This window comes from Vogesella margarita (genome assembly GCF_028548475.1).
GTDB classification, from domain to species: Bacteria; Pseudomonadota; Gammaproteobacteria; order Burkholderiales; family Chromobacteriaceae; genus Vogesella; species Vogesella margarita.
Genome location: NZ_JAQQLE010000001.1, coordinates 344,312 through 370,476, shown reverse-complemented (window position 1 = coordinate 370,476; position 26,165 = coordinate 344,312). Strand labels below are relative to the sequence as shown.

The window sequence follows — 26,165 nt, the reverse complement described above, 5'->3', positions numbered from 1 at the left end:
AGACTGCTATCTTGACCCGAAAAATCCTTGTGCTGCACGGCCCCAATCTGAATCTCCTCGGACTGCGCGAGCCACAGCATTATGGCCGGGATACACTGGACGACATCAACCGTCGTCTGCAGCAACAGGCCGCTGCTGCCGGTATTGAACTGGATTCGCTGCAAAGCAACGCCGAATCCGTGCTGATCGACCGCATCCACGCCTGTCTTGGTGACGGCACCGATCTGGTCATCATCAATCCGGCTGCATTCACCCACACCAGCGTCGCCCTGCGCGATGCGCTGGCCGGTGTCAAGGTACCGTTCATCGAAGTTCACCTGTCGAATGTCCACGCCCGCGAAGCCTTCCGCCATCACTCCTATTTCTCGGATCTGGCGATCGGCGTCATTTGCGGACTGGGCGCCCACGGCTACGAGCTGGCCCTGGCCCACGCGATCAAGCGTCTGGCACAGCCGGCATAAACACCCGAATACCTAAAGAAGGAAAACCATGGACCTGCGCAAACTGAAAAAGCTGATTGATCTGGTCGAAGAGTCCGGCATTGCCGAACTGGAAGTGACCGAAGGCGAAGAAAAAGTCCGCATTACCCGCGTTTCCCCGAACAGCACCGTGCACTACGCACAACCGATGACCATGCAGGTGCCGCAACACGCAGCACCAGCCGCCGCCGCACCGGCCGCCGCCGAAGCACCGGCCGCGGTATCCGTTGCCAACAACCCGGGCACCGTCAAGTCGCCTATGGTCGGCACCTTCTACCGTCGTCCTAGCCCGCAATCGACCCCGTTCGTCGAAGTCGGCCAGCAGGTCAATGTCGGCGACACGCTGTGCATCATCGAAGCGATGAAGCTGATGAACGAGATCGAGGCCGAGCGCGCCGGCGTGGTGAAAGCCATCCTGATCGAAGAAGGCCAGCCGGTCGAGTTCGGCGAGCCGATGTTCATCATCGAGTAAGCAGCCTGCCGCACGACATGCTGAACACAGGGCACGCCAGTCTGGTCAGTGCCCTTGTTGTTTGACGCACCGTTTACGGGAAAAACCCCAGCCTGCACACGGCGTGCGTTCCGGATCGCACTTCCGGCGTCCGCCCCGCAGTGGAGAAATACATGTTTGAAAAGATCCTGATTGCAAACCGCGGCGAAATCGCCCTGCGCATCCAGCGCGCCTGCCGCGAAATGGGCATCAAGACCGTGGTCGTGCACTCCGAGGCCGACCGCGAAGCCAAATACGTGAAGCTGGCCGACGAATCGGTCTGCATCGGCCCGGCCTCCTCCACCCTCAGCTACCTGAACGTACCGGCACTGATCGCCGCCGCCGAAGTCACCGACGCGCAGGCGATCCACCCCGGCTACGGCTTCCTGTCGGAAAATGCCGACTTTGCCGAACGCGTGGAGCAGTCCGGTTTCGTGTTCATCGGCCCGCGCTCGGAAACCATCCGCCTGATGGGCGACAAGGTGTCCGCCAAGCAGGCGATGATCGAAGCCGGCGTACCGACCGTACCCGGCGTCGCCGGCGCCCTGCCGGATGATCCGGCCGAAATCACCAAGATCGCCCGCAAGATCGGCTTCCCGGTGATCATCAAGGCCTCCGGCGGTGGTGGTGGCCGCGGCATGCGCGTGGTGCACACCGAAGCGGCGCTGATCAACTCCGTGAACATGACCCGTACCGAAGCCGGTGCCGCCTTCGGCAACCCGACCGTGTACATGGAGAAGTTCCTGGAGCAGCCGCGCCACATCGAGATCCAGGTGCTGTCCGACCAGCACGGCAACGCCGTGCATCTGGGCGAGCGTGACTGCTCGATGCAGCGCCGTCACCAGAAGATCATCGAAGAAGCGCCGGCACCGGGCATCACCGATGCACAGCGCAAGAAGATCGGCGAAGCCTGCGCCGACGCCTGCCGCCGTATCGGCTACCGTGGCGCCGGTACTTTCGAATTCCTGTACGAAAACGGCGAGTTCTACTTCATCGAGATGAACACCCGCGTGCAGGTGGAGCATCCGGTTTCCGAGCTGATCACCGGCATCGACATCGTGCAGGAACAGATCCGCATCGCCGCTGGCCTGCCGCTGCGCTTCAAGCAGAAGGACATCCACTTCCGCGGCCACGCGATGGAGTGCCGTATCAACGCCGAAGACCCGTTCACCTTCGTGCCGTCGCCGGGCAAGATCGAGAGCTACCATCCGGCCGGCGGCCCAGGCATCCGCATCGATTCGCACATCTACCAGGGCTATACCGTGCCGTCGCATTACGATTCGATGGTGGGTAAACTGATTGCCTACGGCGATACCCGCGACCAGGCGATGGCGCGCATGCGCGTCGCGCTGTCGGAAATGGCCATCACCGGCATCAAGACCAATATCCCGCTGCACCAGGAGCTGTTCCTCGATGCCGCCTTCCAGAAAGGCAGCACCAGCATTCACTACCTGGAAGAACGTCTGGCGCAGTTGAAGAAAGGCAGTTAATTCTATGGCATGGCTGCAAGCCACCATTCAAGCTGACTCGGCGGTGGCCGAGCGCTTCGCCGACGTCCTGATGGACGTCGGCGCCCTGTCCGCCACCATCGAGGATGCGCTGGCCGGCACCGCCGAAGAGCAGCCGATTTTCGGCGAACCGGGCGAGCCGGTTGACCAGATGTGGCAACACAGCCTGATCAACTGCCTGTTCGCCGAGGACGCCGACGTCGCCGCCATGATCGCGATGGCCGCGCTCAAGTGCAGCCTGCCGCTGCCGCAGTACGAGCTTGGCCGTGTCGAGGAACAGGACTGGGTGCGCCTGACGCAAAGCCAGTTCGACCCGATCCGCATCTCGTCGCGGCTGTGGATCACCCCGACCTGGCACCAGTCGCCGGACCCGGCGGCGATCAACCTGCAACTGGACCCGGGCCTCGCCTTCGGTACCGGCAGCCACCCGACCACCCGTCTGTGCCTGCAGTGGCTGGACGAACAGATCAAGGGCGGCGAAACAGTGCTCGACTACGGCTGCGGCTCCGGCATCCTCGCCATCGCCGCACTGAAGCTGGGCGCCGGTGCCACCCGCGGCATCGACATCGACGCCCAGGCGGTACGCGCCAGCATCGACAACGCGGAACAGAATGGCGTCAGTGCCGACTTCGGCCTGCCCGACAGCCTGCAGCCGGGCGAGTACGACGTCGTGGTCGCCAACATCCTCGCCAATCCGCTGCGCCTGCTGGGCGGCCTGCTGGCCGGCCATGTACGCACAGGTGGCCGCATCGTGCTGTCCGGCATCCTGCAGGAACAGGCGGAAGAACTGGCGGCCATCTACGGCCAGTGGTTCGACATGGATGCACCGGTGTTCGACGAAGGCTGGACCCGTCTTTCCGGCGTGAAACGCGGCTGACGACATGAGCTACACCACACAGTGCCCCGCCTGCCAGACCCGCTTCAAGGTCTCCGATGCCCACCTCGCCCTTGCTGCCGGCATGGTGCGCTGCGGGCGCTGTAGCCATGTCTTCCACGCACCGAGTCATTTCGACCAGGCGCCGCCCGTAGTCGAGGCGCCGCCGGTCATCACCCCCCCGGCCAGTGCGGCCGCCTCCCGCATCGATACGGCGTCCGACGACGACTTCGAGCTGGAGCTGCCGGACTTTCATCCGGAACGGGATGCGGCCAACCTTGCCCCCGTGGCCGAGCCGCGTGCGGCAGCCGTAAGCGCACCCGAGGCCGGGGCGGAGCTGGATCTGCCTGACTTCGACCTGATGCCGGAACCGGAACAGCCGCTGTCGTGGCAGGATCTGGATACCCCGCCCCGGCAGCAGGATGACACCCCGGCCGCCGAGCCACAGCAGGACATCGCCGCCTTCCAGCGCGCGCTGGCCGAGGCGCTGCAAACACCGGCCGGTCGCGTGAGCGAACCGGTGGCGCTGGTGGACGAACCGCCGCCAGCACCGGTAAGCAACCGCCAGCAAAGGTTGGCCGCACAGTACGACACAGAGCGCACGGACAGCCCGCTGCCGCCGATTTCCGCCGCCGACCTGGACGACGACGCCCCCGCGCCGGCCGACCACGACGCCGAGGAAAGCGACACCGCACCAGCCGGTGACGGCAACTGGCTGCGCGCCACCGCCTTCGGCCTACTCGGCGTCATCGGCGTCTTGGTGCTGCTGCTGCAGCTGGCCTTCATCAACCGTACCGCGGTCAGCGCCGAGCTGCCGGAACTGCGCCCCGCCTTCGAGTCGCTGTGCCAGTCGCTCGGCTGCGAGGTGCCGCTGCCGACCCAGCGCCAGCTGATCCGCACCGAGTGGTCCGAGCTGTCGTTCGTGCCGCAGCACGAGCACCTGATCCAGCTGGACGCCACGCTGAAGAATCTGGCCCCCTATCCGCAGGCCTTCCCGCTGATGGAGGTGTCGCTGAAGGACGGCGAGGACCGCGTGCTGATCCGCAAGACGCTGAAGCCGGAACAGTACCTGTCCGCCGACGACCTCAAGCTGGGCCGCTTCAACGCGAGCAGCGAACTGAAGATCGTCACCCGCATGGAAGTGCGCAACGCCAAGGCGCTGGGCTACAGCCTGCACTTCTACTACCCCTGATCCCATCAGGAAGCAAAGCCGGTGCCCGTAGCCCTCACGCTGCCGGTCACCGGCTTTTTTCATAAGCCCGCCGCCCGGCGCTTGCTTTTCGCATGTTCTGTTCCACCATGAAGAAACCATCAGGAGCAGATCATGACCCATTTTCATTTCCGCCATGCCGACGACCAGCTGGAGGTAGAAGGCCGTTTCCCGCAGGCGGGCGAGACCCTGCCCAGCTTCATGCTGGTCGACGAACAGCTGCGCGACGTGTCGCTGGAGCGTTTTCTCGGCCACGACAAGCTGGTGGTGACCCTGCTATCGCTGGACGCGCCCAAGGCCGGACTCGCGCTGCTGCAGGCATTGCGCCGCCAGCTGGAACCGTGGCCGCAGCTGCAACTGATCGTGATCACCGTCGATTCGCCGTTCAGCCTCGCCCGCGCGCGCCAGGCGCACGGCCTGCCCTATGTGGTGCTGCTCTCCACCCTGCGCGGACGCGACTTCCACAAGCACTTCGGCGTGCTGATCCGGGATGTGCCGCTGGCCGGCATGACCTGCCCGGCGCTATGGCTGGTGGATGGTGACGACCGCATCGGCTACGCGCAGCGGCTGCAGGGCGAAGACGAGGACTTCGACTTCGCAGAGCTGCGGCAGCAGCTGGTGGAGCGCTACTCCACCCTGCCGCGCTAGGACAGCGCGGACGTGAAAACCGGCAGCGCCAGGCTGCCGGTGGGGATGCTGCGGAGGGTGCTGCAGTAGCGGCGTCGCAACGGTTTACGCGCCGGGCGCGTGAAACTCCGGCTTGGGCGCACGGCCGAGCAGGCGCTCCACCACCTGTTGTGGTGTGGCCTGGTGATACAGAAGCTCGCACACCGCGGCGGTGATCGGCATGTCCACCTGCAGCCGCTCCGCCATCTTCAGCACCTCGCGCGCCGTCGGCACACCCTCGGCGACGTGGCCCAGCTCGGCGAGGATGGTATCCAGCGACTTGCCTTCCGCCAGCTTGAGGCCGACCTGACGGTTGCGCGACAGCGCGCCGGTGCAGGTCAGCAGCAGGTCGCCGACACCGGACAGGCCCATCATGCTCTGCTGGCTGCCGCCGAGTGCGACCGCGAGGCGGGTGATCTCGGCGAGGCCGCGGGTAATCAGCGCCGCGCGCGCGTTCATGCCGAAGCCGAGGCCGTCGGCAACACCGGTGGCGATCGCCATCACGTTTTTCACCGCGCCGCCGACTTCCACCCCGACCAGATCGTCATTGGCATAGATGCGCAGCAGCGGGCTGTGCAGCTCGCGCGCGTAGTCGCGGGCAAACGCGTAGTTTTCCGACGCCAGCGTCACCGCCGCCGGCAGGCCCTGCGCCACCTCGCGGGCAAAGCTCGGGCCGGACAGCACGCCGACGCTCTTGAGATGGGGGAACTCCTCGGCCACCACCTGGTGCGGCAGCAGGCTGGAACCGGCCTCGAAGCCCTTGCACGCCCACAGCAGCGGCGCATCCACCTTCAGCCGCGCCAGCTCGCGCAAGGTTGGCCGCAAACCGGCGATCGGCGTTACCACCAGCACCAGATCGACGCCGAGCACCGCCTCGGACAGGTCGGCGGACAGGTGCAGATCGGCCGGGAACGGGCACTCCGGCAGGTAGCGACGGTTCAGGCGCGTGGCCTGCATGTCTATCATCTGCTCGGCGTTGCGGCCCCACAGCGTGACATGATGCTGGCGGCAGAATGCGAAGGCCAGCGCCGTGCCCCAGGCACCGGCACCAAGTACGGCTATTTTCATCGTGTTCCTTACAAGCCCCACAGGCCGGTAATGCGGGCATAGCCCACGGTATTGTCGCGATGACGTACCTTGACCCAGCCGCTTTGCGGCGGCTCCAGCAGTTCCAGCGCCAGATCCTTGCCGGCCTGGTACAGCACGGCCGAACTTTCCGCCGGTGCGGCACGCACCGGCAGCTGCTCGGCGGTGACCAGCAGCATCTGCCGCGTCGACAGCGCCGCCGCCGGGATCCAGGCGATGCCGCCGGTGGCGTCACGCACCCGCGCCCAGTCTTTCTGCGTCACCAGCACTTCCACCGGGTAGTAGCGGCTGACCACGAACAGTTTCTTGGCGGCAAGGTTGGGCGCCTCGTACAGCGCGACGCCGGTTTCCTTGACCGAACGGAATTCCAATGCAAAAACCGTACTGGCCAGCAGGGCCAGTACGGCTGCAAACACAATGCGAGTCGGTTTCATCGCGATCAGGCTGTACCGGCTTCGGCCTGGGCGGCGCGTTGCTGCATGTACAGGGCTTCGAAGTTGATCGGAGCCAGCAGCACAGGCGGGAAGCCGGCGCGGCCAACCAGGCTGGACACGGTTTCGCGGGCGTACGGGAACAGGATGTTCGGGCAGGCCACGCCGAGAATCGGGTCGATGTCTTCAGCAGGAATGTTCTGGATCTGGAAGATACCGGCCTGTGCCACTTCGCACAGGAACATGGTTTTTTCCGGCAGCTTGGCGGTCACGGTCACGGTCAGCGACACTTCGAAGAAGCCGTCTTCCAGCTGGCGGCCTTCGGAAGCCAGCTGCATGTCGATTTCCGGCTGCGCCTGCTCCAGGAAGATGGCGGGTGCGTTCGGGATTTCCAGCGACAGGTCTTTGACGTAGATTTTTTCGATGGAGAATACCGGTTGCAGCTCTTGTTGTTCGCTCATGGTGTTGGATCTCGGTAGCGCCGTCGGGCGCGGGGTTGGAGTCAAGTGCGGATCATCGCACGAAAATGATGACAGCTGCGCGCGTCAACCGGCCAGCAGCACGTCCAGTTTGCCGGCCGAATGCAACGCCACCAGGTCGTCACAGCCGCCGACGTGCACGTCGCCGATGAAGATCTGCGGCACGGTGCGGCGCCCGGTCAGCGACATCATGGTGTCGCGCGCCTGCGGGTCGAGGTCGATGCGGACTTCTTCAATGTCGGTCACGCCATTCTGGGCCAGCACCTGCTTGGCGCGGATGCAGTATGGGCAATAGGCCGAGGTGTACATGGTAACGGGTTGCATGGTGACGACCTTAAGCTAGAACAAACGATGATTATAAGGCCAGTTACCGCGCCCAAGGCAAGGCTCAGGGCTGCCCTTGCAGCTGTGCCGCGTAACGCTCGACCACCTCGCCGACCAGCGCGTCCAGCGCGCCCTGCAGCTGCGCCGCGCGCGCGGAATTGAGCAGCGCCACGATCGCCAGCCGCTGCCCGGACGGCGCCTGCCAGTAGCCGGCCAGCGCGCGGGTGTCGCCCAGGGTGCCGGTCTTCAGCCGCAGCCGTGGCCCCAGCCCGGCGAAACGGCGACGCAGGGTGCCGTCCTCGCCGGCCAGCGGCAGGCTGGCAATGAATTCCGCCGCGTACGGCCCGCGTGCGGCATCGAGCAGGATCGCGCCCAGCTGGCGCGCGCTGATGCGCTCGCGCCGCGACAGGCCGGCGCCGTTTTCCAGCTGCAGCGGCTCGGCGGCGATGCCGCGCTCCAGGAGCAGCGAGCGCACCGCCAGCTGCGCGTCGGCCACGGTATCGCCGCTGTGCGGGCTTTCCGCGCCCACCGTCAGCCACACGCTGCGCGCCATGGTGTTGTTACTGTATTTGTTGATGTCGTTCAGTGCCTGCGGCAGCGGGTCGGAATCCAGCCGCACCAGCTGGCGCGCGTCGGGCGGAGTATCGCCCTGCGCGATGCCGCGCGGCCCCTCGCCGCCCAGCTGCTGCCAGATGGCGGCAAAGCTCTGTCCGGCGTAGCCGTCGTTATCCAGCACGTTGACGTAGCTGGCCGCGCCGTCACAGGCCAGCGGCAGCTTGCCGCTGACGCGGATGCTGCTGCCGCTGACGCTGACCTCGGCGTGCTCGCGCACGTCGCCACAGCTGGCGGCGGCGCCGGGCTGCAGCCGGTTGTCGAGGCGGAAGCCCGGCAGCGGCGGGTCCAGCACCACCTGTGGCCGGCCCTGCTCGTAGAAGTAACGCAGCCACGCCACCTTCAGGTTGGACAGGTGGGTGTCCGGCGGCACCGAGAACACGCGCTCGGCGTCACCGTCGAAGCCGTCGGCACTGCTGATGCGGCTGAACGCGCGCTTGTCCAGCAGCAGCTGACCGTCGATGCGCTGCACGCCGCGCAGGCGCAGCTGACGCAGCAGCTCGGTCAGGCGCACGGAATCGAAACGCGGATCGCCGCGGCCTATCCAGTACAGGTCGCCGCGCAGCACGCCGTTTTCCAGCACGGCATTGCTTTTCAGCTCGCTGCGCCAGCGGTAGCCCGGCCCCAGCCGGTTCAGCGCCGCCCAGGCGGTGACCAGCTTCATGGTCGAGGCCGGGTTCATCGCGGCATCGGCGCGGTGCTCGTCGAACACCGCGCGCCCTTCCACCGGCGCCGCCCACAGCGCCACCTCGTCGGCGCGCAGCACGCCAAGGTTGGCCGCAAGTGCCAGCGGCGAAACGGCCAGCATGGCCATCAGCAAACGTCGTGTCACTCAGATCTCCTGTGGGTCGACATCCAGCGACCAGCGTAATTGGCGCGGCGCCTTGCGCGCCAGCGCATCCAGCTGCGGCAGTAGCGCGCGCAGCCAGGCGTGCAGCGCGTTGCGCTGCGGCGATTCGAAGGTCAGCTGCGAGCGCTCGCGGCCGGCCAGGCGCGCCATCAGCGCCGGCGCCGGGCCGAACACGAACAGCGGCGGCGGCAGTTCGCCGCACAGCGCCAGCACCTGCTGCAGGAAGGCCTCGGCCTCCTGGTACTGCGGCGCGTCGGCGCGCAGGATCACCTGGCTCGCCGCCGGCGGGAAACCGGCCTCGCGCCGCTCCTGCAGCTGGCTGGCGGCAAAGCCGTCGAAATCGTGCTGCATCAGCGCGAGGTACAGCGGGTGTTCCGGCCAGTTGGTCTGCACGATGACGTCGCCGGCCAGCTCGGCGCGGCCGGCACGACCGGACACCTGCAGCAGCTGCGCGAACAGGCGCTCGCTGGCGCGATAGTCGGCAGAGTAGAGGGCGCCGTCGCTGCCCAGCACCACCACCAGCGACAGCGCACCGAAGTCGTGGCCCTTGGCCAGCATCTGGGTGCCGAGCAGGATGTCCACCTCGCCGGCGTGCACGCGCTGGTATACCGCGTCCCACGCCGCCTTGTGGCTGGTGCTGTCGCGGTCTATGCGCAGGATGCGCGCCTCCGGCAACAGCCGGCGCAGCGCCTCCTCCAGCCGCTGCGTGCCCTCGCCCAGCGGCTGCACGTCGGGATTGCCGCAGGCCGGGCACTGCAACGGTACCCGCTGCTGCGCGCCGCAATGGTGGCAGCGCAGCTGGCGCGCCGACAGGTGCAGCACCATGCGCGCGCTGCAGTGCTTGCAGGCCGAGGTCCAGCCACAGGCGGTGCAGGCCAGCACCGGCGAGTAGCCGCGGCGGTTGATGAACACCAGGCTCATCTCGCGCCGCTCCAGCCGCTGCCGCAGCGCGGCGATCACCGGCTCGGACAGGCCGTCCACCAGCTTCAGGCGGCGGGTATCGACCAGGCCGATGCGCGGCAGCCGCGCGCTGCCGTGCGCCCGCGCCGACAACACCAGCCTGCGATAGCGGCCGGCCTCGACGTTGGCCACTGTTTCCAGGCTGGGGGTGGCGCTGCCCAGCAGCACCGGCACCTGCGCCTGGTTGGCGCGCCATACCGCCAGATCGCGCGCGTGGTAGCGCAGGCCGTCCTGCTGCTTGAACGAGCCATCGTGCTCCTCGTCGACGATCACCAGCCCGGCGCGCGGCAGCGGCGTGAACACCGCCAGCCGGGTACCGATCACGATGTCGGCGACACCCTGCCAGGCGTCGACCCAGCCCTGCAGCCGCTCGCCGTCAGACAGGCCGCTGTGCAGACAGACGATGTGGCTGGCGGGAAAACGCTGCGCGAAGCGCTCGATCAGCTGCGGGGTGAGGTTGATCTCGGGGATGATCACCAGCGCCTGCTGCCCGGCCGCCAGCACGCGGGCGATCAGCTGCAGGTAGACCTCGGTCTTGCCGCTGCCGGTGATGCCGTGCAGCAGGAAGGCGCCGAAGCGGCCAAGCTTGGCCGCCACCGCGTCCAGCGCCGCCTGCTGCTCGTCGTTCAGCGTCAACGCCGCGGCCACCTGCAAGGGTGACGCCTGCCACGGCAGGATGTCGATGTGGGCTGCGGCCAACCTTTGCCTGAGAAAAGCCGTCGCCTGCGGGTGCACGCGGCGCAACGCGTCGCGCGATTGCGGCTGCTGCAACGCCTGCCACAGCTGGCGCTGCACCGTGCTGCGCGCCGACGGTTCGGCGGCGAGGCCGGCGGCATTGAGGCGGTAGGACTGGCGATCGGCCAGCGTCACCGCGCGCGGTTCGCGCAGCGCGGTGGGCAAGGCGGTGAACAGCGCCTGCCCCTGCGGATGCAGGTAGTAGCGCGCGGCAAAACGCACTTGCTGCAGCAGCGCCTCCGGCAGCGGCGGCAACTCGTCCAGCACCGCCAGAATCGGCTTGCAGCGCGCCTCGTCCAGCGCCTGCGGCGGCACGCTGTTGTCGACCACGCCGCACAATTCGCGGTTGCCGAAGGCGACGCGGACGCGCTGGCCGCTGGGCAGCGGCTGCGGGTGCAGGTAGGTGAACGCACCACGCAAGGGCACGTCGAGCCAGACACTGATGTGCTGCATTGCAGTCATGATGGGACGGACTCCCCGCTAATCCAGCACTGGCGCGGCTTGGCGCCAGCTGTGCACAGATACTGTGGATAACTTTGTGAACAACTGACGAAGCGACTGGCAAAAAGCGCGTCAATCGGGCATTCCATTAGATTGCACAAATTTTAATCTGAAATATTAAATCCAATAAAATCATTGGTTTACATAAATTCCGGATTTCTTTGGCAACAAGCCTTGACAGGCCGAAAAAATGCCCCGTTGTGGTGTGCATAAGTCGTGGAACAACTGCGACGGCAACTGTCAAGCCTTGCCGGCAAGCTTTGTTTATGCGTCAAAAAAAGCCACCGCCGGCAGGCGGTGGCTATGCGCGGCAGGCGGCCTCAGACGGCGTGGTACGGGCGCGACAGGCGGTGCACGGCGGCGACCAGTGCCTTGGCGTGTTCCGGGTCGGCAAACTGCGAGATGCCGTGGCCGAGGTTGAACACGTGGCCGGAGCCGTGGCCGTAGGCGGCCAGGATGCGGCCGGCTTCCTGCTCGATCGCCGCCGGGCTGCCGAACAGCGCGTTGGGGTCGAAGTTGCCCTGCAGCGCCACCTTGTCGCCGACGCGCGCGCGCGCCTGGCCGATGTCGGTGGTCCAGTCCAGGCCCACGCAGTCGGCACCGATGGCGGCGATCTGCTCCAGCCACTGGCCGCCGCCCTTGGTGAACACGATCACCGGCACGCGGCGGCCGTCGGCCTCTCGCTTGAGGCCGGAGATGATCTGCTGCATGTAGGCCAGCGAGAATTCCTGGTACGCGGCGTGGCTCAGTGCGCCCCCCCAGGTATCGAAGATCTGCACCGCCTGCGCGCCGGCGTCGATCTGCGCGTTGAGGTAGGCGGTCACCGAGTCGGCGGTGATGCGCAGGATGTGGTGCAGCAGCTCCGGACGGCCGTACAGCATCGCCTTCACGTGGCGGAAGTCGGCGGAGCCGGCGCCCTCGATCATGTAGCAGGCCAGCGTGAACGGGCTGCCGGAGAAGCCGATCAGCGGCACGCGGCCGTCGAGCGCCTTGCGGATGCTGGACACCGCGTCGAACACGTACTGCAGCTTGTCCAGCGGTGCCACCTGCAGCGCCTTGATCGCCGCCTCGTCGCGCAGCGGACGGGCAAAGCGCGGACCCTCTCCCTCGGCAAAGGACAGCCCCAGCCCCATCGCGTCCGGCACCGTCAAGATGTCGGAGAACAGGATGGCCGCGTCCAGCGGGAAGCGCTCCAGCGGCTGCAACGTCACCTCGGTGGCGTAATCCGGGCTGGTGCACAGGCCCATGAAGCTGCCGGCGCGCGCGCGGGTGGCGCGGTATTCCGGCAGGTAGCGGCCGGCCTGGCGCATCATCCAGATCGGGGTGTATTCAACCGGCTGCTTCAGCAGCGCGCGCAGGAAGGTGTCGTTCTTGAGCTGGGTCATGTTGGCTGTCAGGGCTGAAAAAAGTTGGCCGCATTATACCCTGCGCCGGCGGCGCTGCCTTGACCTGACTGCGGCATCGGCCGATGTTTTTGCCTGCCCGTGACGACAATTCATGCAAATGAACTTGTTAGCGGCGATACCGGCTGCTTAACTGCAGAGGGAATCCCCACCCGGACAAGGAGTTGCCATGAATCAGCTCGACCTTTCCCGCTGGCAGCAGCTGGCCACCGACTACGCGTTCACTATCGGCGGCACGCTGCTGGCGGCGCTGGCGTTCTGGATCATCGGCCGCTGGCTGATCGGCCAGGTCGGCAGCCTGGTGCAGCGCACGCTGGAGCGGCAGCACGTCGACGCCACCATCATGCGTTACCTCGGCACCACCATCAACGTCACCCTCAACATAATCCTGGTGGTCGGCATCCTCGGCTACTTCGGCATCCAGACCACCACCTTCGCCGCGCTGTTCGCCGCCGCCGGCGTCGCCATCGGCATGGCCTGGTCCGGGCTGCTGTCCAACTTCGCCGCCGGGGTGTTCCTGATCGTGCTGCGGCCGATGAAGGTCGGCGACTTCGTCACCGCCGGCGGCGTGACCGGCACGGTGAAGGAGATCGGCCTGTTCACCACCGCCCTCAACACCCCGGACAACGTGCTGACCATGGTCGGCAACGGCAAGATCATGGGCGACACCATCCAGAACTTCAGCAGCAACCCGTTCCGCCGCGTGGAGCTGAAGGCGCAGCTGGCCGGCAGCGCCGACGTGGATGCCGCCATCGCGCTGCTGCGGCAGCGGCTGGCGGCGATACCCAACGTGCTGGCGGAGCCGGCGGTGGAGGTGGCGATACTGGAATTCAACCTGGTGGGGCCGGTGCTGGCGGTGCGGCCGTTCTGCCACAACGACCACTACTGGCAGGTGTACTTCGACAGCAACCAGCTGATCCGCGACGCGCTGGGCGGCGCGGCGTTCCCGCCGCCGATGCCGGCGCAGGTGGTGTACGTGAAGCAGTAAGGTTGGCCGCAAGCGTCGTCAATACGCAAGGCCGCTGCCGGCATCCATCGGCAGCGGCCTTGCGCGTTCCTGCGCGGCGGCTCAGTGCGGCGAGGCCGCCGTCTGGCCGGTGAGCCGCGCCAAGAGGCGGCGAATGCGCGTGCGCAGGCCGTCGAGGTAGGTGTACACCACCGGCAGCACGATCAGCGTCAGTACGGTGGAGGTAATCAGGCCGCCGATGATCGCGTGCGCCATCGGCCGCTGCGTCTCCGAGCCGGCGCCGCTGGCCAGCGCCAGCGGCAGCATGCCGAAGATCATCGCCAGGCTGGTCATCATGATCGGGCGCAGCCGCACGCGGCCGGCCTCGACGATGGCATCCAGCCGCGCCATGCCCTCCTTGCGGCTCTGGTTGATGAAGTCGACCAGCAGGATGCCGTTCTTCGCCGCCAGCCCCATCAGCATGATGATGCCGATCACCGAGAACATGTTCAGCGTCGAGCCGAACAGCCACAGCGCGGCGAACACGCCGACGAAGGCCAGCGGCAACGCCATCATGATGGTCACCGGCAGCGTGAAGCTGCGGAACTGCGCGGCGAGAATGAGGTAGATGAAGATCACCCCCATCGCCAGCGCCTGTATCGCGTAGTCCAGCGACTCCTGCATGCTCTTGCGCTCGCCCTCCTGCGACAGCACCACCCCGGCCGGCAGCCGCAGCTGCTTCAGCGCGGCATCGACGCCGGCAAACACCTCGCCGGCGCTGCGGCCGCTGATGTTGGCGGTGACGCTGATCTCGCGCATCAGGTCGGTGCGCTCGATCTGGCGCGGGCTGCTGCCCGGCTCGATGCGCGCCAGCTGCGCCAGCGGCACCATATTGGCCTCGCCGTTGTCGCGCCGCGTGCCGGGCACCATCAGCACCTCCAGCAGCGCCGCCTCGCGCCCCTCGCGCGGCAGTTGCAGGCGCACGTCGTAGTTCTCGCCGTCCGGCGCCTCCCACGTCGTCACCGTGCTGCCGGCCAGCAGCACCGACAGCGTGTTGCCGACGCGGGTGAGATCCACGCCCAGCGAGGCGGCGGCGTCGCGGTCCAGGCGCACGTCCAGCGCCGGATCGGCGTCGGAAAAGCTGCTCTGCACGTCGCGCACGCCGTTGACGCGCGCAATCGCCGCCATCACCGCGTCGGTGGCCTGGCGCAGCGCCTGCAGGTCGCTGCCGCGGATGCCGATATTGACCGGCTTGCCGCCGGGGCCGTGCTGGCCCAGCTCCTGCACCGAATCCAGCTCGATGCCGGCCACCCGCTGCGCGCTGCTGCGCGCCGCCGCCATCAGCTGGAACAGGTCGCGCTGGCGCGACTGCTTGTCGCCGACGTCGATGGTCAGCTGCGCCTCGTTGCGGCCGGCGCCGAAGCGGCCGCCGCCGATCTTGCTGTCGACGCTGCTCACCTCCGGAATGCTGCGCAGCTGCGCCTCCACCTCGCGCGCCTTGGCGGCGGTGTATTCCAGCGTCGAGCCTGGCGCGGTCTTGAACGACAGGCGGAAATCGCCGTTGTCGGCGCGCGGCAGGAATTCGCCGCCGATCACCGGCACCAGCATGAAGCTGCCGACGGTCAGCGCCAGCGCCGTGGCCAGCACCGTCTTGCGGTGTGCCAGCGCCCAGCGGATCACCCTCACGTAGCCGTCGGCGAGGCGGTCGAGCGAGGCCTCGAACCAGTCCAGCGCGCGGCCGACCGGGCCCTTGTGGTGGTCGCCGTGGCGGTGCGGATCGTGCCACACCGAGGACAGCATCGGGTCCAGCGTGAACGACACGAACATCGAGATCAGCACCGCCACCGTCACCGCGAGGCCGAACTGGTGGAAGAACTTGCCGATGATGCCGCCCATGAAACCGACCGGCAGGAACACCGCGACGATGGTCAGCGTGGTGGCCAGCACCGCGAGGCCGATCTCGTTGGTACCGTCCAGTGCCGCCTGGTAGTGGCCCTTGCCCAGCGTGGCGTGGCGCACGATGTTCTCGCGCACCACGATGGCGTCGTCGATCAACAGGCCGATGGACAGCGACAGCGCCATCAGCGTCATCACGTTGAGGGTGAAGCCCAGCGCCTGCAGCGCGAACAGGGTGCCCAAGAGCGCGATCGGCAGCGTGAGGCCGGTGATCACCGTGCTGCGCCAGCTGCCGAGGAACAGGAACACGATCAGCACCGTCAGCAGCGCGCCCTCCAGCAGCGTCTGCTGCACCCCGCTCAGCGACTTGCGCACCTCGTCCGACTTGTCGTAGGTGAGCCTGACCTCGCTGCCGGCCGGCAGCTGCGCCCGCTGCTCGGCGATCACCGCCTTCACCGCGTCGGCCACCGCCACCACGTTGGCGCCGCGCGCGGCGCGCACGTCCAGCCCCACCGCCGGCTTGCCGTCGATCAGGCTGATGCTGTTCTTTTCTTCCTCGCTGTCGCGCACCTCGGCCACATCGGCCAGACGGATGGTCGCGCCCTGGCGCGTGGCGATGCCCAGCTCGCGGAAGTCGTCCACCGACTGAAGCTTGCCGGCGACGCGCACCGACAGCTCGTCGCGCTGGCTGCTGACCTGGCCGGCCGGGAAATCACGGTTGGCCGCGGCGATGGCGTCGGCCACCTCGCTGACCGACAGCCCCAGCGCCTCCAGCCGGTACGGCTGCAGCTCGATGCGGATCTCGCGCTTGCTGGCGCCAACCAGTTTCACCTCGCCGACGCCGCTCACCGTCTGCAGCCGCTTCTTCAGCACATTGTCCAGCCAGTTGCTCAGCTCGCGCAGCGAACCGTCCTGCTGGCTGAAGGTGTAGGACATCAGCGGCTCGTCGTTGGGGTTCATCTGCGAGATGGTCGGCGTGCTCACCTCGCGCCGCAGCCGGCCCTGCGCGGCGCCGACCTTGTCGCGCACCTCCTGCAGGCCGATGGCCGCGTCGGTGGACAGCTCGAACTCCACCACCAGCGTGGCGACGCCCTCGGAGGAGTAGGAACGGATGTGCTTGACGCCGTTGATGGTGTTGACCGCCTCTTCCAGCGGACGGGTGACCTCGCTCTCGATCACCTCCGGCGAGGCGCCGGGATAGGTCGCCGACACCACCGCCACCGGGAAGCGGATATCGGGAAACTCCTCCACCGGCAGCTGCTTCCAGGCAAACAGGCCCAGCACCGTCAGCAACAGCATCATCACGGCGGCAAGATAGGGGTTCTGCACGCTGACGCGGGTCAACCACATGGTATCGCCCTCTCCTTAACGCGGCAGCGCCACGCGGTCGCCGGGTTTCAGCCCCAAGAGCGGCGCCGCCAGCAGCGTGCGGCCAAGCTCGATGCCGCGCACCGCCAGCACCCGCTCGTTGTCGTTGCGCAGCACGATGCTGACCGGCTGGCGGCGCAAGGTGTTGCCGTCCAGCAGCATCACCCACGGCGCGCTGCCGTCGGCGTCGCGCACCGCCGCCTGCGGCAGGCGCACCGCGTCGGCGACTTCGCGCAGGATCACCTCGCCGCTGACGAACTGGCCGGCCTGCAGCCGGCCGGCGCGGTTATCGACGCGCAGATAGGCATTGAAGGTGCGGCTGCCGGCATTGGCCACCGGGTTGATGCGCAGCAGCTGCGCGGCGAACTGCTCGGTCGCGCCCTCGACGCGGAAGCGTGCGCGCTGGCCGGGCTGCAGCTGCGCCACCTGCCGCGCCGGGATGCTGGCGGTCGCCTCCAGCTGGCTCAGGTCCGCGATGGCGAACAGCTTCTGGTTGCGGCTGACCTGCTCGCCCGGCTGGATGCGGCGGGCGTAGACCACGCCGTCCATCGGCGAGTGCACCGCAGTATCGGCCAGGCTCTTGCGCGCGCGCGCCAGCTGGCTGCGGCGGGCGTTGACGTCGCCTTCGCGGATGCGGTACTCGCTGTCCACCTCGTCGAAGGCCAGCTTGGAGATGAAGCCCTGCTGGTACAGCTCGCGCTGCTTGTCCAGCTTCAAGCGCGCCAAGCGCAGCCGCGCCTCGTCGTTGGCCAGCTGCGCCTGCTGCTCCAGCAGCGCCTGCTGCAGCGTCTCGCCGTCCAGCCGCGCCAAGAGCTGGCCGCGGCGCACGGTTTCGCCCTCGCGCACCAGCACCTCGCGTACGCTGGCATCGATCTCGGCGGCGACCTCGATGCTGGTCAGCGCGTTGAGGGTGGCGGTAAACGGCAGGCTGGCGGCCACCGGCGCCAGCGTCGCCTGCAGCACGTCGCCGCGTGCCAGCTGGCGTAGCGGCGCGGCGGCGGCGCCAGCGCTGGCATCCTTGGTGCTGGTAGCAGGTTGGCCGCAGGCGGCAAGCAGCACGCAGCCGGCAAGACAGGCGCTTCGGAACAGGGTCGGGCGGATCATGGCGGGTCGTTTCTCGGAATGGTGACGGCTCAGGGGCGCGGCGCAGGGGTCATGCCGCGCGGCAGCAGCAGCCAGAACTTGCCCTGCTGCTTCATGCGGCCGGCGTACATGCCGGCCTCGGTGCCGAAGCCGAAAAAGAAGTCGCCGCGCACCGCACCGCGAATGGCACCGCCGGTGTCCTGCGCGTGCATCAGCCGGGTCAGCGGTTTCGGGCTGCCGTCCAGCGGCCAGGTGGTGGCCAGGTACACCGGCGCGCCCAGCGGGATGTAGCGCGGATCGACCGCCAGGCTGTGGCCGTCGGTCAGCGGCACGCCCAGCGCGCCGATCGGCCCGCCGCCGCTGCTGTTCAGGGTGCGGAAGAACACGTAGCTCGGGTTGACGTCGAACAGCTCGCGCCGGCGCTGTGGGTTGGCATCCAGCCAGCCCTTGATGCCCTGCATGCTGGCCTCGGCCAGCGTCAGCTGCTGCTGGTCGATCAGCCAGCGGCCGATGGACTTGTACGGGTGGCCGTTCTGCTCGGCGTAGGTCACCCGCAGGAAGCTGCCGTCTTCCAGCTGGATGCGGCCGGAGCCCTGCACCTGCAGGAAGAACAGCTCGGTTTCATCCTCCACCCAGGCCAGCACCGGCGCACTGCCTACGCCCTTGCCGGCGTTGATCTCGGCGCGCGTGTAGTACGGCAGCAGGCGGTTGCCGTCGAGACGGCCCTTCAGCGTGCGGGTGCGGCTGTCGATGACGAAATCGGCCGGCCTCACCAGCAGCTCGTCGGCGCCGGGCTGGGTCTTGCCCGGCACCACCTGCAGCCGGTTGCCGCCGCTGCGGCGCGCCACCAGCTGCGTGGCCGCGCGCTGCTCGGCGCTGATGTCCAGCAGCAACAGGTCCTGCGGCACGCCGTACACCGGGTACGGCGTCTGCGCGCTGCGCTGGCGGCTGCCAGTCAGCAACGGCTCGTAGTAGCCGGTGATCAGGCCGCTGTCCTTGCCGGCCTCGCTGACCTGCCACGGCACGAAGCGGCTCTCGTAAAAGCGGCGGATGCCGTCAACGTTGGCCGCATCCAGCGTCGCGGCCTCGCTGCAGACCGCCTGCCACTGCGGGCGGCCGGCCAGCGGGCGGCAGCTTTCGCGCAGCGCCAGCAGGCTTTCGCTCGCCAGCGAGCTGTCCCACTGCGGCAGCTGGCTGAACGCGGCCGGCTGGTAGCGGATGGCATCGGCGGGCGACGACGTCGTCGGCGGGGAAACGGTGGAACAGGCGACCAGCAACAGCAGGCTGGTGCACAGCAGTAAACGGTTCAGCATGGAAACAGGACTCTCGGAAAACCCGGAACAGGCACGGGTGCTAGAGCGGCACGGCACCGGAAAGTTCGGATGGTACTGGAACGGCGGCCGGAAAAACAATGCGGCTGTCGTGAATACGACAGCCGCCTGGCTCAGGGTGTGGCCGGCAGCCGTTGCTGCAGCGCCTTGAGGAAGTCCGGATCATCCGGTCGCGTCAGCGGGCCGAAGGCGATCACCGACTTGCCGCCCGGCGCGATGATGTACTTGTAGAAATTCCACTTCGGCGTACTGCCGGCCGCGCTGGCCAGCGCCTGGTAGAAGGGGTGCGCGTTGCTGCCGCGCACACTGACCCGGCTCATCATCGGGAAATCGACGCCGTAATTGCTGTGGCAGAACTCGGCAATGTCCTTGGCCTGTTCCAGCTCCTGGAAGAAATCGTCGCTGGGGAAGCCGATCACCACCACGCCGCGGTTGCGGTATTGCTGCCACAGCGCCTGCAGCTGGGCAAACTGCGGCGTGAAGCCGCACTCGCTGGCGGTGTTGACCACCACGATGGCCTTGTCCTGATACTGGCACAGATCGGTGCTGCCGCCGGTCAGGCGCGGCACCCGGTAATCCAGCAGCGGCGGGCAGGCCGCCTGCGCCAGCGGTGCCGCCAGCAGCAACCACAGCCACCATGCTTGCTTGCGCATCAGCCTGCCCTCCCCGTCTTGCGGCTCAGCCCTGGTCCTGGGCGGCCATATCGGCGCGCACCTGATCCATGTCCAGATCGCGCACCGCCTGCACCAGCTGCTCGAACTGCGGCGCCATCATCGCGCCGGCCTGGTGGAACACCACGATGCCGTCCTTCAGTGCCATCAGCGTCGGGATGGAACGGATCTTGAAGTGGGCGGCCAGCTCCTGCTCGTCCTCGGTGTTGATCTTGGCGAACACGATGTCGGGGTGTTTTTCCGCTGCCGCTTCGAAGATCGGGCCGAACGACTTGCACGGGCCGCACCACGGCGCCCAGAAGTCGAGGATCACCATGCCGTCGCCCTCGACGGTGTCGTTAAAGGTATCGGCAGTTACGTTTACATAGGCCATGACGGCTCCTTGGGTCGGTTGTGGCGGCCGCTGCGGCCAACCTTGCTGCTTTTCAAGATTGTCGCAACGCGGCGACTAGGCAAGGGATAGCTGCCATTAAATTTCGCGATACCGCATATTGGCGGCCGCTATCAGTGGCGATGACGGATGCGCCAGCACTGGTGGATCTTCCTGTTACGGAAGTCCTCCGGCACCGATTGCGCGCTGATGTCCTGCACCGCGTAGTCGGCGATCAACCTGTCGTCCAGCGTGAAGCTGCGCAGGTTGTTGGAGAAGTACAGCACACCGTCCGGTGCCAGCAACCGCATCGCGCCGTCGACCAGTTTGACCTGGTCACGCTGCACGTCCAGCTCGTCCATCATCTTCTTGGAGTTGGAGAAGCTCGGCGGGTCCATCACGATCAGGTCGAACTGCTTGCCGGCAAAGGCGGCATCTTCCAGATACTGGAACACGTCGTCGCGGATCAGCTGGTGCTTGTCCAGATCCAGCCCGTTCAGCTCGAAGTTGCGGCGGCTCCACGCCTGGTAGGTGTTGGACAGGTCCACCGTCTCGCTGCTCGTCGCGCCGCCGGCGGCCGCGTACACGGTGAAGCTGCCGGTGTAGGCGAACAGATTGAGAAAGCGCTTGCCGGCAGCCTCGTCACGTACCCGCTTGCGGGTGTTGCGGTGGTCGAGGAACAGGCCGGTGTCGAGATAAGCATCCAGATTCACCCAGAAGCGCTGGCCCTGCTCCGCCACTACGAAGTCCTCGCCCTCGCGGCCGGTCTTCTCGTACTGGCTTTCGCCCTTCTGGCGGCGGCGCGTCTTCAGCGCGATGTTCCACAGCGGTACGCCGGTGATCTCGCTGATCGCCTGCTGCACCGCGGCGATCCACGCCACGTACTCGGATTCCTCGATCTGCCAGCCGGTGTCGTACTCCTGCAGGTGGATGCGCTGGCCGTACAGGTCGATGATCAGCGGAAACTGCGGCACGTCGCGGTCGTAGACGCGCCAGGCGTCCAGTCCGTTGCGGCGCGCCCATTTGGCGTAGTGCTTGTAATTCTTGGCAAGCCGGTTGGCAAAGGCGGAAACGTCAACCATGCAACTTCCTTTTCGATAAAAACCAAACGCCGGAACATGTCCGGCGCCACTATTTCGGTGCGTTGCGGCCAACGTTGGCCGCACGGCTAGTCGTTGTTCAGCGCGGCCTGCTGCCGTTCATGATAGGCCACCAGGCGGCGGTATACCGGCTCCGGCACGTACTGGCGGATCATCTGCTCCCAGCCCTGCGGTCCCATCAGGCCCTTGACCATGGTGGAGGACACCTCGGCGTACTCGCGCGGCGGCAGCAGGAAGATGGTGGTGATGTCGGCGTGCAGGTCGGAGTTGATGTAGCGCATGGTGCGCTCGTACTCGTAGTCGCTGGCGGTGCGGATGCCGCGAATGATGTAGTTGGCCTCAATGCTCTGCGCGTAGTTGACCAGGAACTGGTTCTCGAATACCTCGACCCGCAGCTTGGAAAAGCCGCGCGTGACGGCACGCAGCATGTCCAGACGCTCGTCCACACTGAAGGTGCAATGTTTTTCCGGATTGACGCCGATGGCCACCACCACCTCGTCAAACAGTTCCACGGCCTCGCGTATCATCCACAAATGCCCGTTGGTCACCGGGTCAAAACTACCGGCATAGACGGCGCGCTTCAATTGATGCTTTCCTTTTCGACTATTTGTCATGGCGGAATGTAGCGTGGCTGGGGATGGTGGACAAGGAATTTTTGCTGCATTGCAAAAATAAAAGCACCGGCGCGGTGCGCTAACGCATCACGCCGGTGCGGCACTCTCTTGCAGGATATCAGGCGTTGATGGTTTCCGCATGGTGGCACGCCACTTCGCGGCCTTCGAGGGCGCGCAGCTGCGGCACTTCCTTGCCGCACAGATCGGTCGCGTAGGGGCAGCGCTTGTGGAAGGCGCAGCCGCTTGGCGGATTGAGCGGGCTGGGCAGCTCGCCGTGGATCTTGATCTTGATGCTGCGGTCTTCCGGATGGATGGACGGGGTCGCCGACAGCAGCGCCTGGGTGTAGGGGTGCAGCGGCTTGGCGTAGATCACCTCCTTGCTGCCCACCTCCACCGCGCGGCCGAGGTACATCACCATCAGGTCGTCGGCAACGTGCTCCACCACCGCCAGGTTGTGCGAGATGAACACGTAGGCGGTGTTGAACTCTTCCTGCAGGTCCATGAACAGGTTCAGCACCTGCGCCTGGATCGACACGTCCAGCGCCGAGGTCGGCTCGTCGGCGATCACGATCTGCGGCTGCAGCATCATCGCACGCGCGATGGCGATACGCTGGCGCTGACCGCCTGAGAACATGTGCGGGTAGCGGTAATAGTGCTCCGGACGCAGGCCGACGCGCTTCATCATCGCCTTGACCTTGTCCTCGCGCTGTTGCGCGGTCAGACTGGTGTTGATCAGCAGCGGCTCGCCCAGCTGGTCGCCGACCTTCTGCCGCGGGTTGAGCGAGGCGTACGGGTTCTGGAACACCATCTGCACCTTGCTGCGCAGCGCCTTCAGTGCGGCCTTGCCGGCGCTGGCGATGTCGACGCCATCCAGCACCAGCGAACCGGCGGTCGGGGCCTCGATCAGCGTCAGCTGCCGTGCCAGCGTGGACTTGCCGCAGCCGGACTCGCCGACCACCGCCAGCGTCTTGCCGGCCTTGAGTTCAAACGACACGCCGTTCAGCGCCTTGACCACGGCCTTCGGTTTCATGAAGCCCTGCGACACCTCGTAGTGACGGGTCAGGTCGCGAGCCTGCAATACGGTCTGGCTCATGGGGCCTCCTTCTTCTCGAACAGCGGGTAGAAGCAACGCACGGCACCATGCTCGTGCGCGGTGATGCCGGGGCGCTCGGCACGGCAGCGTTCCTGCACGTACGGGCAGCGCGGCGACAGCAGGCAGCCGCTGGGGCGGTCATACTGGCCGGGCACGATGCCGGGCAAGGTCACCAGCCGGCGTGCGCCCTTGCTGTGCTCAGGAATGGAGGACAACAGCGCGTTGGTATAAGGATGCACCGGGTGGCGGAACAACTGCGGCACGCGGCCCTCCTCGGCCACCTGGCCGGCGTACATCACCGCCACGCGGTGTGCCACCTCGGCAATCACCGCCAGATCGTGGGTGATCATCAGCAGCGCCATATTGCGCTCTTTTTGCAGGTTGACCAGCAGGTCCATGATCTGTGCCTGAATGGTCACGTCCAGCGCGGTGGTCGGCTCATCGGCAATCAGCAGCTTGGGGTTACAGGCCAGCGCCACCGCGATCATCACGCGCTGGCTCATGCCGCCGGACAGCTGGTGCGGGTAGGCCTCAAGACGGGTCTTGGCCGCCGGAATCTCCACCAGCTCCATCAGTTCCAGCGCGCGCGCCTTCAGCTCGGCGCCGCGCAGGCCCTGATGCACCTTCAGCACTTCCATGATCTGGTAACCGACGGTGTAGCTCGGGTTGAGCGAGGTCATCGGGTCCTGGAAGATCATGGCGATGTCCTTACCCACGATCTTGCGACGTTCCCGCGCGCTGATGGTCAGCAGGTTCTTGCCGTCGAAGCTCAGTTCGTCGGCGACGATGCGGCCCTGCCCCTCCAGGAGGCCCATCATCGCCATCATGGTGACGGACTTGCCGGAGCCGGATTCGCCGACGATGCCGACGATCTCGCCCTGGTCGACCGACAGGTCCAGCCCTTCCACGGCGCGGAACGGGTTTTTCTCGGAGCCGAACTCGACCGAGAGGTTCTTGATTTGCAACAGACTCATGATTTTCCCTTACGCCGCGCGCTTCATTTTCGGGTCCAGCGCATCGCGCAGGCCGTCGCCCATCAGGTTGATCGACAACACCGACACCAGGATGGTCAGGCCCGGCAGGGTGACCACCCACCAGGCGCTGTCCATGTAGTCACGCGCCGAGGCCAGCATGGTGCCCCACTCCGGCGTTGGCGGCTGTACGCCGAGGCCGAGGAAGCCCAGGGCGGCGATTTCCAGGATGGCGGAGGAGAAGCTCATGGTGGCGTGCACGATCAACGGCGCCATGCAGTTGGGCAGCACGGTGACGAACATCAGACGGAACAGGCCGGCACCGGCGACGCGCGAGGCGGTCACGTAGTCGCGGTTCAGCTCGGTCATCGCCGAGGCGCGCGTCAGGCGCACGTAGGCCGGCAGCGACACCACGGCGATGGCGATCATCGCGTTGACCAGGCCCGGCCCGAGGATGGCCATGATCGCCACCGCCAGCAGCAGCGACGGCAAGGCCATCATCACGTCCATCAGGCGCATGATCAGGGTGCCCAGCACCTTGGGGAAGAAGGCCGCCAGCAGCCCCATCACCACGCCGGGAATCAGCGCCATCACCACCGACACCAGACCGATCAGCAGCGACAGGCGCGCGCCGTGGATCAGGCGCGACAGGATGTCGCGGCCCAGCTCGTCGGTGCCGAGCAGGAACTGGCTGCTGCCACCCGCAGCCCAGGCCGGCGGTGTCAGGAAGTAGTCGCGGAACTGTTCGATCGGGTCGTACGGCGCGATCCACGGCGCAAACAGCGCACAGACGGCGACGATGGACATGAACACCAGCCCGGCGACGGCGCCCTTGTTGTGGGAGAAGCCCTGCCAGAACTCCTTGAGCGGCGAAGGATAGCCTGCGGCCAACTCTTCAACCGGCGCCGCAGCGGGCGCAGTAGAAATGGATGTCATTGCTCGCCTCTTACTTGGCATGACGGATGCGCGGGTTCGCGATGCCGTACAGGATGTCTACGATGAAGTTGGTGAGGATCACCAGCGTGGCCACGATCAGGATGCCGTTCTGCACCACCGGATAGTCGCGGCGGCCGATGGCGTCGATCAGCCACTTGCCGATGCCGGGCCAGGAGAAGATGGTCTCAGTCAGCACCGCGCCGCCCATCAGCGTGCCCACCTGCAGGCCGATCACGGTCAGCACCGGGATCAGCGCGTTGCGCAGGGTGTGGATGAAGATCACGCGCGCCGGCGACAGGCCTTTGGCGCGGGCGGTACGCACGTAGTCCTCGCGCAGCACTTCCAGCATCGACGAGCGCGTCATCCGCGCGATCACCGCCAGCGGGATGGTGCCCAGCACGATGGCCGGCAGGATCAGGTGCATCACCGCGTCCTTGAAGGCGCCGGCGTTGAATTCGGGATCGGCCATTTCGGCGCGCCAGGCGTCGATCAGCATGAAGCCGGTCTGCGGCTGCACGTCAAAGGCGAGATCGAGGCGGCCGGACACCGGGGTCCAGCCCAGCTGCACCGAGAACAGCATGATCAGGATCAGGCCCCACCAGAAGATCGGCATCGAGAAGCCGGTCAGCGAGATGCCCATCACGCCGTGGTCGAAGATGGAGCCGCGCTTGATCGCCGCCACCACGCCGGCCAGCAGGCCACAGACGGTAGCGAACACCAGCGCGCACAGCGCCAGTTCCAGCGTGGCCGGGAACAGGGTGGTGAATTCGCTCCACACGCTCTGCTGGGTTTTCAGCGAGGCGCCGAGGTTGCCCTGGAACAGGTTGCCGATGTAGTCGAAGTACTGGATATACAGCGGCTGATCCAGGCCCAGACGCTTCATCGCCGCCGCGTGCAGCGCCGGATCAAGCGAACGCTCCCCCATCATCACTTCGATGGGATCGCCCGGGATCATGCGGATCAGGCTGAAGGTAATCAGCGTGATGCCGAAAAAGGTCGGAATCAGTACGCCAAGACGACGCAGGATAAAGAAAAACATGTGAAGGTCTCCCGTCCACGCACAAGGCTGGCGTGACGTATTGCTGCAAGAGACAGGGAACGGGAACAGCAGAAAGGAAAGCGGAAGGGGTGCCGGGCGACGGAGCTGCATCTGACCACCCACCTACACCAGATGCAAT

25 protein-coding genes are annotated in these 26,165 nt (G+C 66.6%); 7 read left to right on the top strand and 18 right to left on the bottom strand.

Translation table 11 applies throughout. The annotated features are described in order from the left end of the window. Positions 1-11: 11 nt before the first annotated feature. The 6 genes from aroQ to PQU96_RS01800 all read left to right on the top strand — a co-directional run bounded on the left by aroQ (position 12) and on the right by PQU96_RS01800 (position 5,209). Positions 12-461 (top strand): type II 3-dehydroquinate dehydratase, encoded by a 450-nt coding sequence (aroQ, locus tag PQU96_RS01825; protein WP_272770566.1) that lies wholly within the window; start codon positions 12-14, stop codon positions 459-461. Positions 462-489: 28 nt separating this feature from the next. Next, complete coding sequence (gene accB, locus PQU96_RS01820) at positions 490-951, top strand: acetyl-CoA carboxylase biotin carboxyl carrier protein (RefSeq protein WP_272770565.1); 462 nt, start codon at positions 490-492, stop codon at positions 949-951. 152 nt (positions 952-1,103) lie between these two features. Continuing rightward, positions 1,104-2,459, top strand: coding sequence for an acetyl-CoA carboxylase biotin carboxylase subunit (accC, locus tag PQU96_RS01815; protein WP_272770564.1), 1,356 nt, complete (start codon positions 1,104-1,106; stop codon positions 2,457-2,459). Positions 2,460-2,463: 4 nt separating this feature from the next. Next, positions 2,464-3,354, top strand: a complete 891-nt coding sequence (prmA, locus tag PQU96_RS01810; protein ID WP_272770563.1) for a 50S ribosomal protein L11 methyltransferase — start codon at positions 2,464-2,466, stop codon at positions 3,352-3,354. Positions 3,355-3,358: 4 nt separating this feature from the next. Then, a complete protein-coding gene (locus tag PQU96_RS01805) occupies positions 3,359-4,543 on the top strand; it encodes a DUF3426 domain-containing protein (protein WP_272770562.1) in 1,185 nt (394 codons plus the stop codon). A 132-nt stretch (positions 4,544-4,675) separates the two neighbouring features. Continuing rightward, positions 4,676-5,209, top strand: coding sequence for a redoxin family protein (locus PQU96_RS01800; RefSeq protein ID WP_272770561.1), 534 nt, complete (start codon positions 4,676-4,678; stop codon positions 5,207-5,209). Between the two features lie 84 nt (positions 5,210-5,293). On the opposite strand, the gene PQU96_RS01795 is transcribed toward PQU96_RS01800, so the two are convergent. The 7 genes from PQU96_RS01795 to hemE all read right to left on the bottom strand — a co-directional run bounded on the left by PQU96_RS01795 (position 5,294) and on the right by hemE (position 12,590). Continuing rightward, complete coding sequence (locus PQU96_RS01795; protein ID WP_272770560.1) at positions 5,294-6,295, bottom strand: NAD(P)H-dependent glycerol-3-phosphate dehydrogenase; 1,002 nt, start codon at positions 6,293-6,295, stop codon at positions 5,294-5,296. 8 nt (positions 6,296-6,303) lie between these two features. Continuing rightward, on the bottom strand, positions 6,304-6,684 hold the full coding sequence (locus tag PQU96_RS01790; RefSeq protein WP_272770559.1) for an SH3 domain-containing protein: 381 nt from the start codon (positions 6,682-6,684) through the stop codon (positions 6,304-6,306). 68 nt (positions 6,685-6,752) lie between these two features. Next, positions 6,753-7,205 carry a protein-export chaperone SecB gene (secB, locus tag PQU96_RS01785; RefSeq protein WP_272770558.1) on the bottom strand — a complete coding sequence of 151 codons (453 nt, stop codon included), beginning with the start codon at positions 7,203-7,205 and terminating at the stop codon, positions 6,753-6,755. Positions 7,206-7,289: 84 nt separating this feature from the next. Beyond that, the gene (gene grxC / locus PQU96_RS01780) at positions 7,290-7,547 is read right to left on the bottom strand and encodes a glutaredoxin 3 (RefSeq protein WP_189372822.1); all 258 of its coding nucleotides are present in this window, start codon (positions 7,545-7,547) and stop codon (positions 7,290-7,292) included. A gap of 64 nt (positions 7,548-7,611) precedes the next feature. Next, positions 7,612-8,991, bottom strand: a complete 1,380-nt coding sequence (gene dacB / locus PQU96_RS01775; RefSeq protein ID WP_272770557.1) for a D-alanyl-D-alanine carboxypeptidase/D-alanyl-D-alanine endopeptidase — start codon at positions 8,989-8,991, stop codon at positions 7,612-7,614. Beyond that, the gene (locus PQU96_RS01770; RefSeq protein WP_272770556.1) at positions 8,992-11,166 is read right to left on the bottom strand and encodes a primosomal protein N'; all 2,175 of its coding nucleotides are present in this window, start codon (positions 11,164-11,166) and stop codon (positions 8,992-8,994) included. A 359-nt stretch (positions 11,167-11,525) separates the two neighbouring features. Continuing rightward, positions 11,526-12,590: a uroporphyrinogen decarboxylase gene (gene hemE, locus PQU96_RS01765; protein WP_272770555.1), complete on the bottom strand. Its 1,065-nt coding sequence runs from the start codon at positions 12,588-12,590 to the stop codon at positions 11,526-11,528. Positions 12,591-12,777: 187 nt separating this feature from the next. Between hemE and PQU96_RS01760 the strand changes: the two genes are divergently transcribed. Next, positions 12,778-13,596 (top strand): mechanosensitive ion channel family protein, encoded by an 819-nt coding sequence (locus tag PQU96_RS01760; protein WP_272770554.1) that lies wholly within the window; start codon positions 12,778-12,780, stop codon positions 13,594-13,596. Between the two features lie 81 nt (positions 13,597-13,677). Here the strand turns inward: PQU96_RS01760 and PQU96_RS01755 are convergent, their stop codons facing one another. The 11 genes from PQU96_RS01755 to PQU96_RS01705 all read right to left on the bottom strand — a co-directional run bounded on the left by PQU96_RS01755 (position 13,678) and on the right by PQU96_RS01705 (position 26,026). Beyond that, on the bottom strand, positions 13,678-16,800 hold the full coding sequence (locus tag PQU96_RS01755; RefSeq protein WP_272770553.1) for an efflux RND transporter permease subunit: 3,123 nt from the start codon (positions 16,798-16,800) through the stop codon (positions 13,678-13,680). 15 nt (positions 16,801-16,815) lie between these two features. After that, a complete protein-coding gene (locus tag PQU96_RS01750) occupies positions 16,816-17,922 on the bottom strand; it encodes an efflux RND transporter periplasmic adaptor subunit (protein WP_272770552.1) in 1,107 nt (368 codons plus the stop codon). A 29-nt stretch (positions 17,923-17,951) separates the two neighbouring features. Further along, positions 17,952-19,214, bottom strand: a complete 1,263-nt coding sequence (gene mltA / locus PQU96_RS01745) for a murein transglycosylase A (RefSeq protein WP_272770551.1) — start codon at positions 19,212-19,214, stop codon at positions 17,952-17,954. A gap of 131 nt (positions 19,215-19,345) precedes the next feature. Then, entirely contained in the window at positions 19,346-19,885 is a 540-nt protein-coding gene (locus tag PQU96_RS01740; protein WP_272770550.1) for a glutathione peroxidase, read from the bottom strand. A 25-nt stretch (positions 19,886-19,910) separates the two neighbouring features. Then, a complete protein-coding gene (gene trxA, locus PQU96_RS01735) occupies positions 19,911-20,276 on the bottom strand; it encodes a thioredoxin (protein WP_120810655.1) in 366 nt (121 codons plus the stop codon). Between the two features lie 131 nt (positions 20,277-20,407). Continuing rightward, on the bottom strand, positions 20,408-21,355 hold the full coding sequence (locus PQU96_RS01730) for a class I SAM-dependent methyltransferase (RefSeq protein ID WP_272770549.1): 948 nt from the start codon (positions 21,353-21,355) through the stop codon (positions 20,408-20,410). An 86-nt stretch (positions 21,356-21,441) separates the two neighbouring features. Then, positions 21,442-21,987: a pantetheine-phosphate adenylyltransferase gene (gene coaD / locus PQU96_RS01725; protein WP_047966854.1), complete on the bottom strand. Its 546-nt coding sequence runs from the start codon at positions 21,985-21,987 to the stop codon at positions 21,442-21,444. Between the two features lie 118 nt (positions 21,988-22,105). Then, entirely contained in the window at positions 22,106-23,080 is a 975-nt protein-coding gene (locus PQU96_RS01720) for a peptide ABC transporter ATP-binding protein (RefSeq protein ID WP_272770548.1), read from the bottom strand. Further along, positions 23,077-24,054, bottom strand: coding sequence for an ABC transporter ATP-binding protein (locus PQU96_RS01715; protein ID WP_272770547.1), 978 nt, complete (start codon positions 24,052-24,054; stop codon positions 23,077-23,079). Before PQU96_RS01715 ends, PQU96_RS01720 begins: the two co-directional genes overlap by 4 nt. A 9-nt stretch (positions 24,055-24,063) precedes the next feature. Next, entirely contained in the window at positions 24,064-24,987 is a 924-nt protein-coding gene (locus PQU96_RS01710) for an ABC transporter permease subunit (RefSeq protein ID WP_272770546.1), read from the bottom strand. A 10-nt stretch (positions 24,988-24,997) separates the two neighbouring features. Next, a complete protein-coding gene (locus tag PQU96_RS01705; RefSeq protein WP_272770545.1) occupies positions 24,998-26,026 on the bottom strand; it encodes an ABC transporter permease subunit in 1,029 nt (342 codons plus the stop codon). Positions 26,027-26,165 lie beyond the last annotated feature (139 nt).

What these genes read in the sequence shown, in the direction of transcription:
- accB (WP_272770565.1), top strand. Translation starts at nt 490, where the DNA reads ATGGACCTGCGCAAACTGAAAAAGCTGATTGATCTGGTCGAAGAGTCC.
- accC (WP_272770564.1), top strand. Translation starts at nt 1,104, where the DNA reads ATGTTTGAAAAGATCCTGATTGCAAACCGCGGCGAAATCGCCCTGCGC.
- prmA (WP_272770563.1), top strand. Translation starts at nt 2,464, where the DNA reads ATGGCATGGCTGCAAGCCACCATTCAAGCTGACTCGGCGGTGGCCGAG.
- PQU96_RS01805 (WP_272770562.1), top strand. Translation starts at nt 3,359, where the DNA reads ATGAGCTACACCACACAGTGCCCCGCCTGCCAGACCCGCTTCAAGGTC.
- PQU96_RS01800 (WP_272770561.1), top strand. Translation starts at nt 4,676, where the DNA reads ATGACCCATTTTCATTTCCGCCATGCCGACGACCAGCTGGAGGTAGAA.
- PQU96_RS01795 (WP_272770560.1), bottom strand. Translation starts at nt 6,295, where the DNA reads ATGAAAATAGCCGTACTTGGTGCCGGTGCCTGGGGCACGGCGCTGGCC.
- secB (WP_272770558.1), bottom strand. Translation starts at nt 7,205, where the DNA reads ATGAGCGAACAACAAGAGCTGCAACCGGTATTCTCCATCGAAAAAATC.
- grxC (WP_189372822.1), bottom strand. Translation starts at nt 7,547, where the DNA reads ATGCAACCCGTTACCATGTACACCTCGGCCTATTGCCCATACTGCATC.
- PQU96_RS01770 (WP_272770556.1), bottom strand. Translation starts at nt 11,166, where the DNA reads ATGACTGCAATGCAGCACATCAGTGTCTGGCTCGACGTGCCCTTGCGT.
- hemE (WP_272770555.1), bottom strand. Translation starts at nt 12,590, where the DNA reads ATGACCCAGCTCAAGAACGACACCTTCCTGCGCGCGCTGCTGAAGCAG.
- PQU96_RS01760 (WP_272770554.1), top strand. Translation starts at nt 12,778, where the DNA reads ATGAATCAGCTCGACCTTTCCCGCTGGCAGCAGCTGGCCACCGACTAC.
- PQU96_RS01755 (WP_272770553.1), bottom strand. Translation starts at nt 16,800, where the DNA reads ATGTGGTTGACCCGCGTCAGCGTGCAGAACCCCTATCTTGCCGCCGTG.
- PQU96_RS01750 (WP_272770552.1), bottom strand. Translation starts at nt 17,922, where the DNA reads ATGATCCGCCCGACCCTGTTCCGAAGCGCCTGTCTTGCCGGCTGCGTG.
- mltA (WP_272770551.1), bottom strand. Translation starts at nt 19,214, where the DNA reads ATGCTGAACCGTTTACTGCTGTGCACCAGCCTGCTGTTGCTGGTCGCC.
- PQU96_RS01740 (WP_272770550.1), bottom strand. Translation starts at nt 19,885, where the DNA reads ATGCGCAAGCAAGCATGGTGGCTGTGGTTGCTGCTGGCGGCACCGCTG.
- trxA (WP_120810655.1), bottom strand. Translation starts at nt 20,276, where the DNA reads ATGGCCTATGTAAACGTAACTGCCGATACCTTTAACGACACCGTCGAG.
- PQU96_RS01730 (WP_272770549.1), bottom strand. Translation starts at nt 21,355, where the DNA reads ATGGTTGACGTTTCCGCCTTTGCCAACCGGCTTGCCAAGAATTACAAG.
- coaD (WP_047966854.1), bottom strand. Translation starts at nt 21,987, where the DNA reads ATGACAAATAGTCGAAAAGGAAAGCATCAATTGAAGCGCGCCGTCTAT.
- PQU96_RS01720 (WP_272770548.1), bottom strand. Translation starts at nt 23,080, where the DNA reads ATGAGCCAGACCGTATTGCAGGCTCGCGACCTGACCCGTCACTACGAG.
- PQU96_RS01715 (WP_272770547.1), bottom strand. Translation starts at nt 24,054, where the DNA reads ATGAGTCTGTTGCAAATCAAGAACCTCTCGGTCGAGTTCGGCTCCGAG.
- PQU96_RS01710 (WP_272770546.1), bottom strand. Translation starts at nt 24,987, where the DNA reads ATGACATCCATTTCTACTGCGCCCGCTGCGGCGCCGGTTGAAGAGTTG.
- PQU96_RS01705 (WP_272770545.1), bottom strand. Translation starts at nt 26,026, where the DNA reads ATGTTTTTCTTTATCCTGCGTCGTCTTGGCGTACTGATTCCGACCTTT.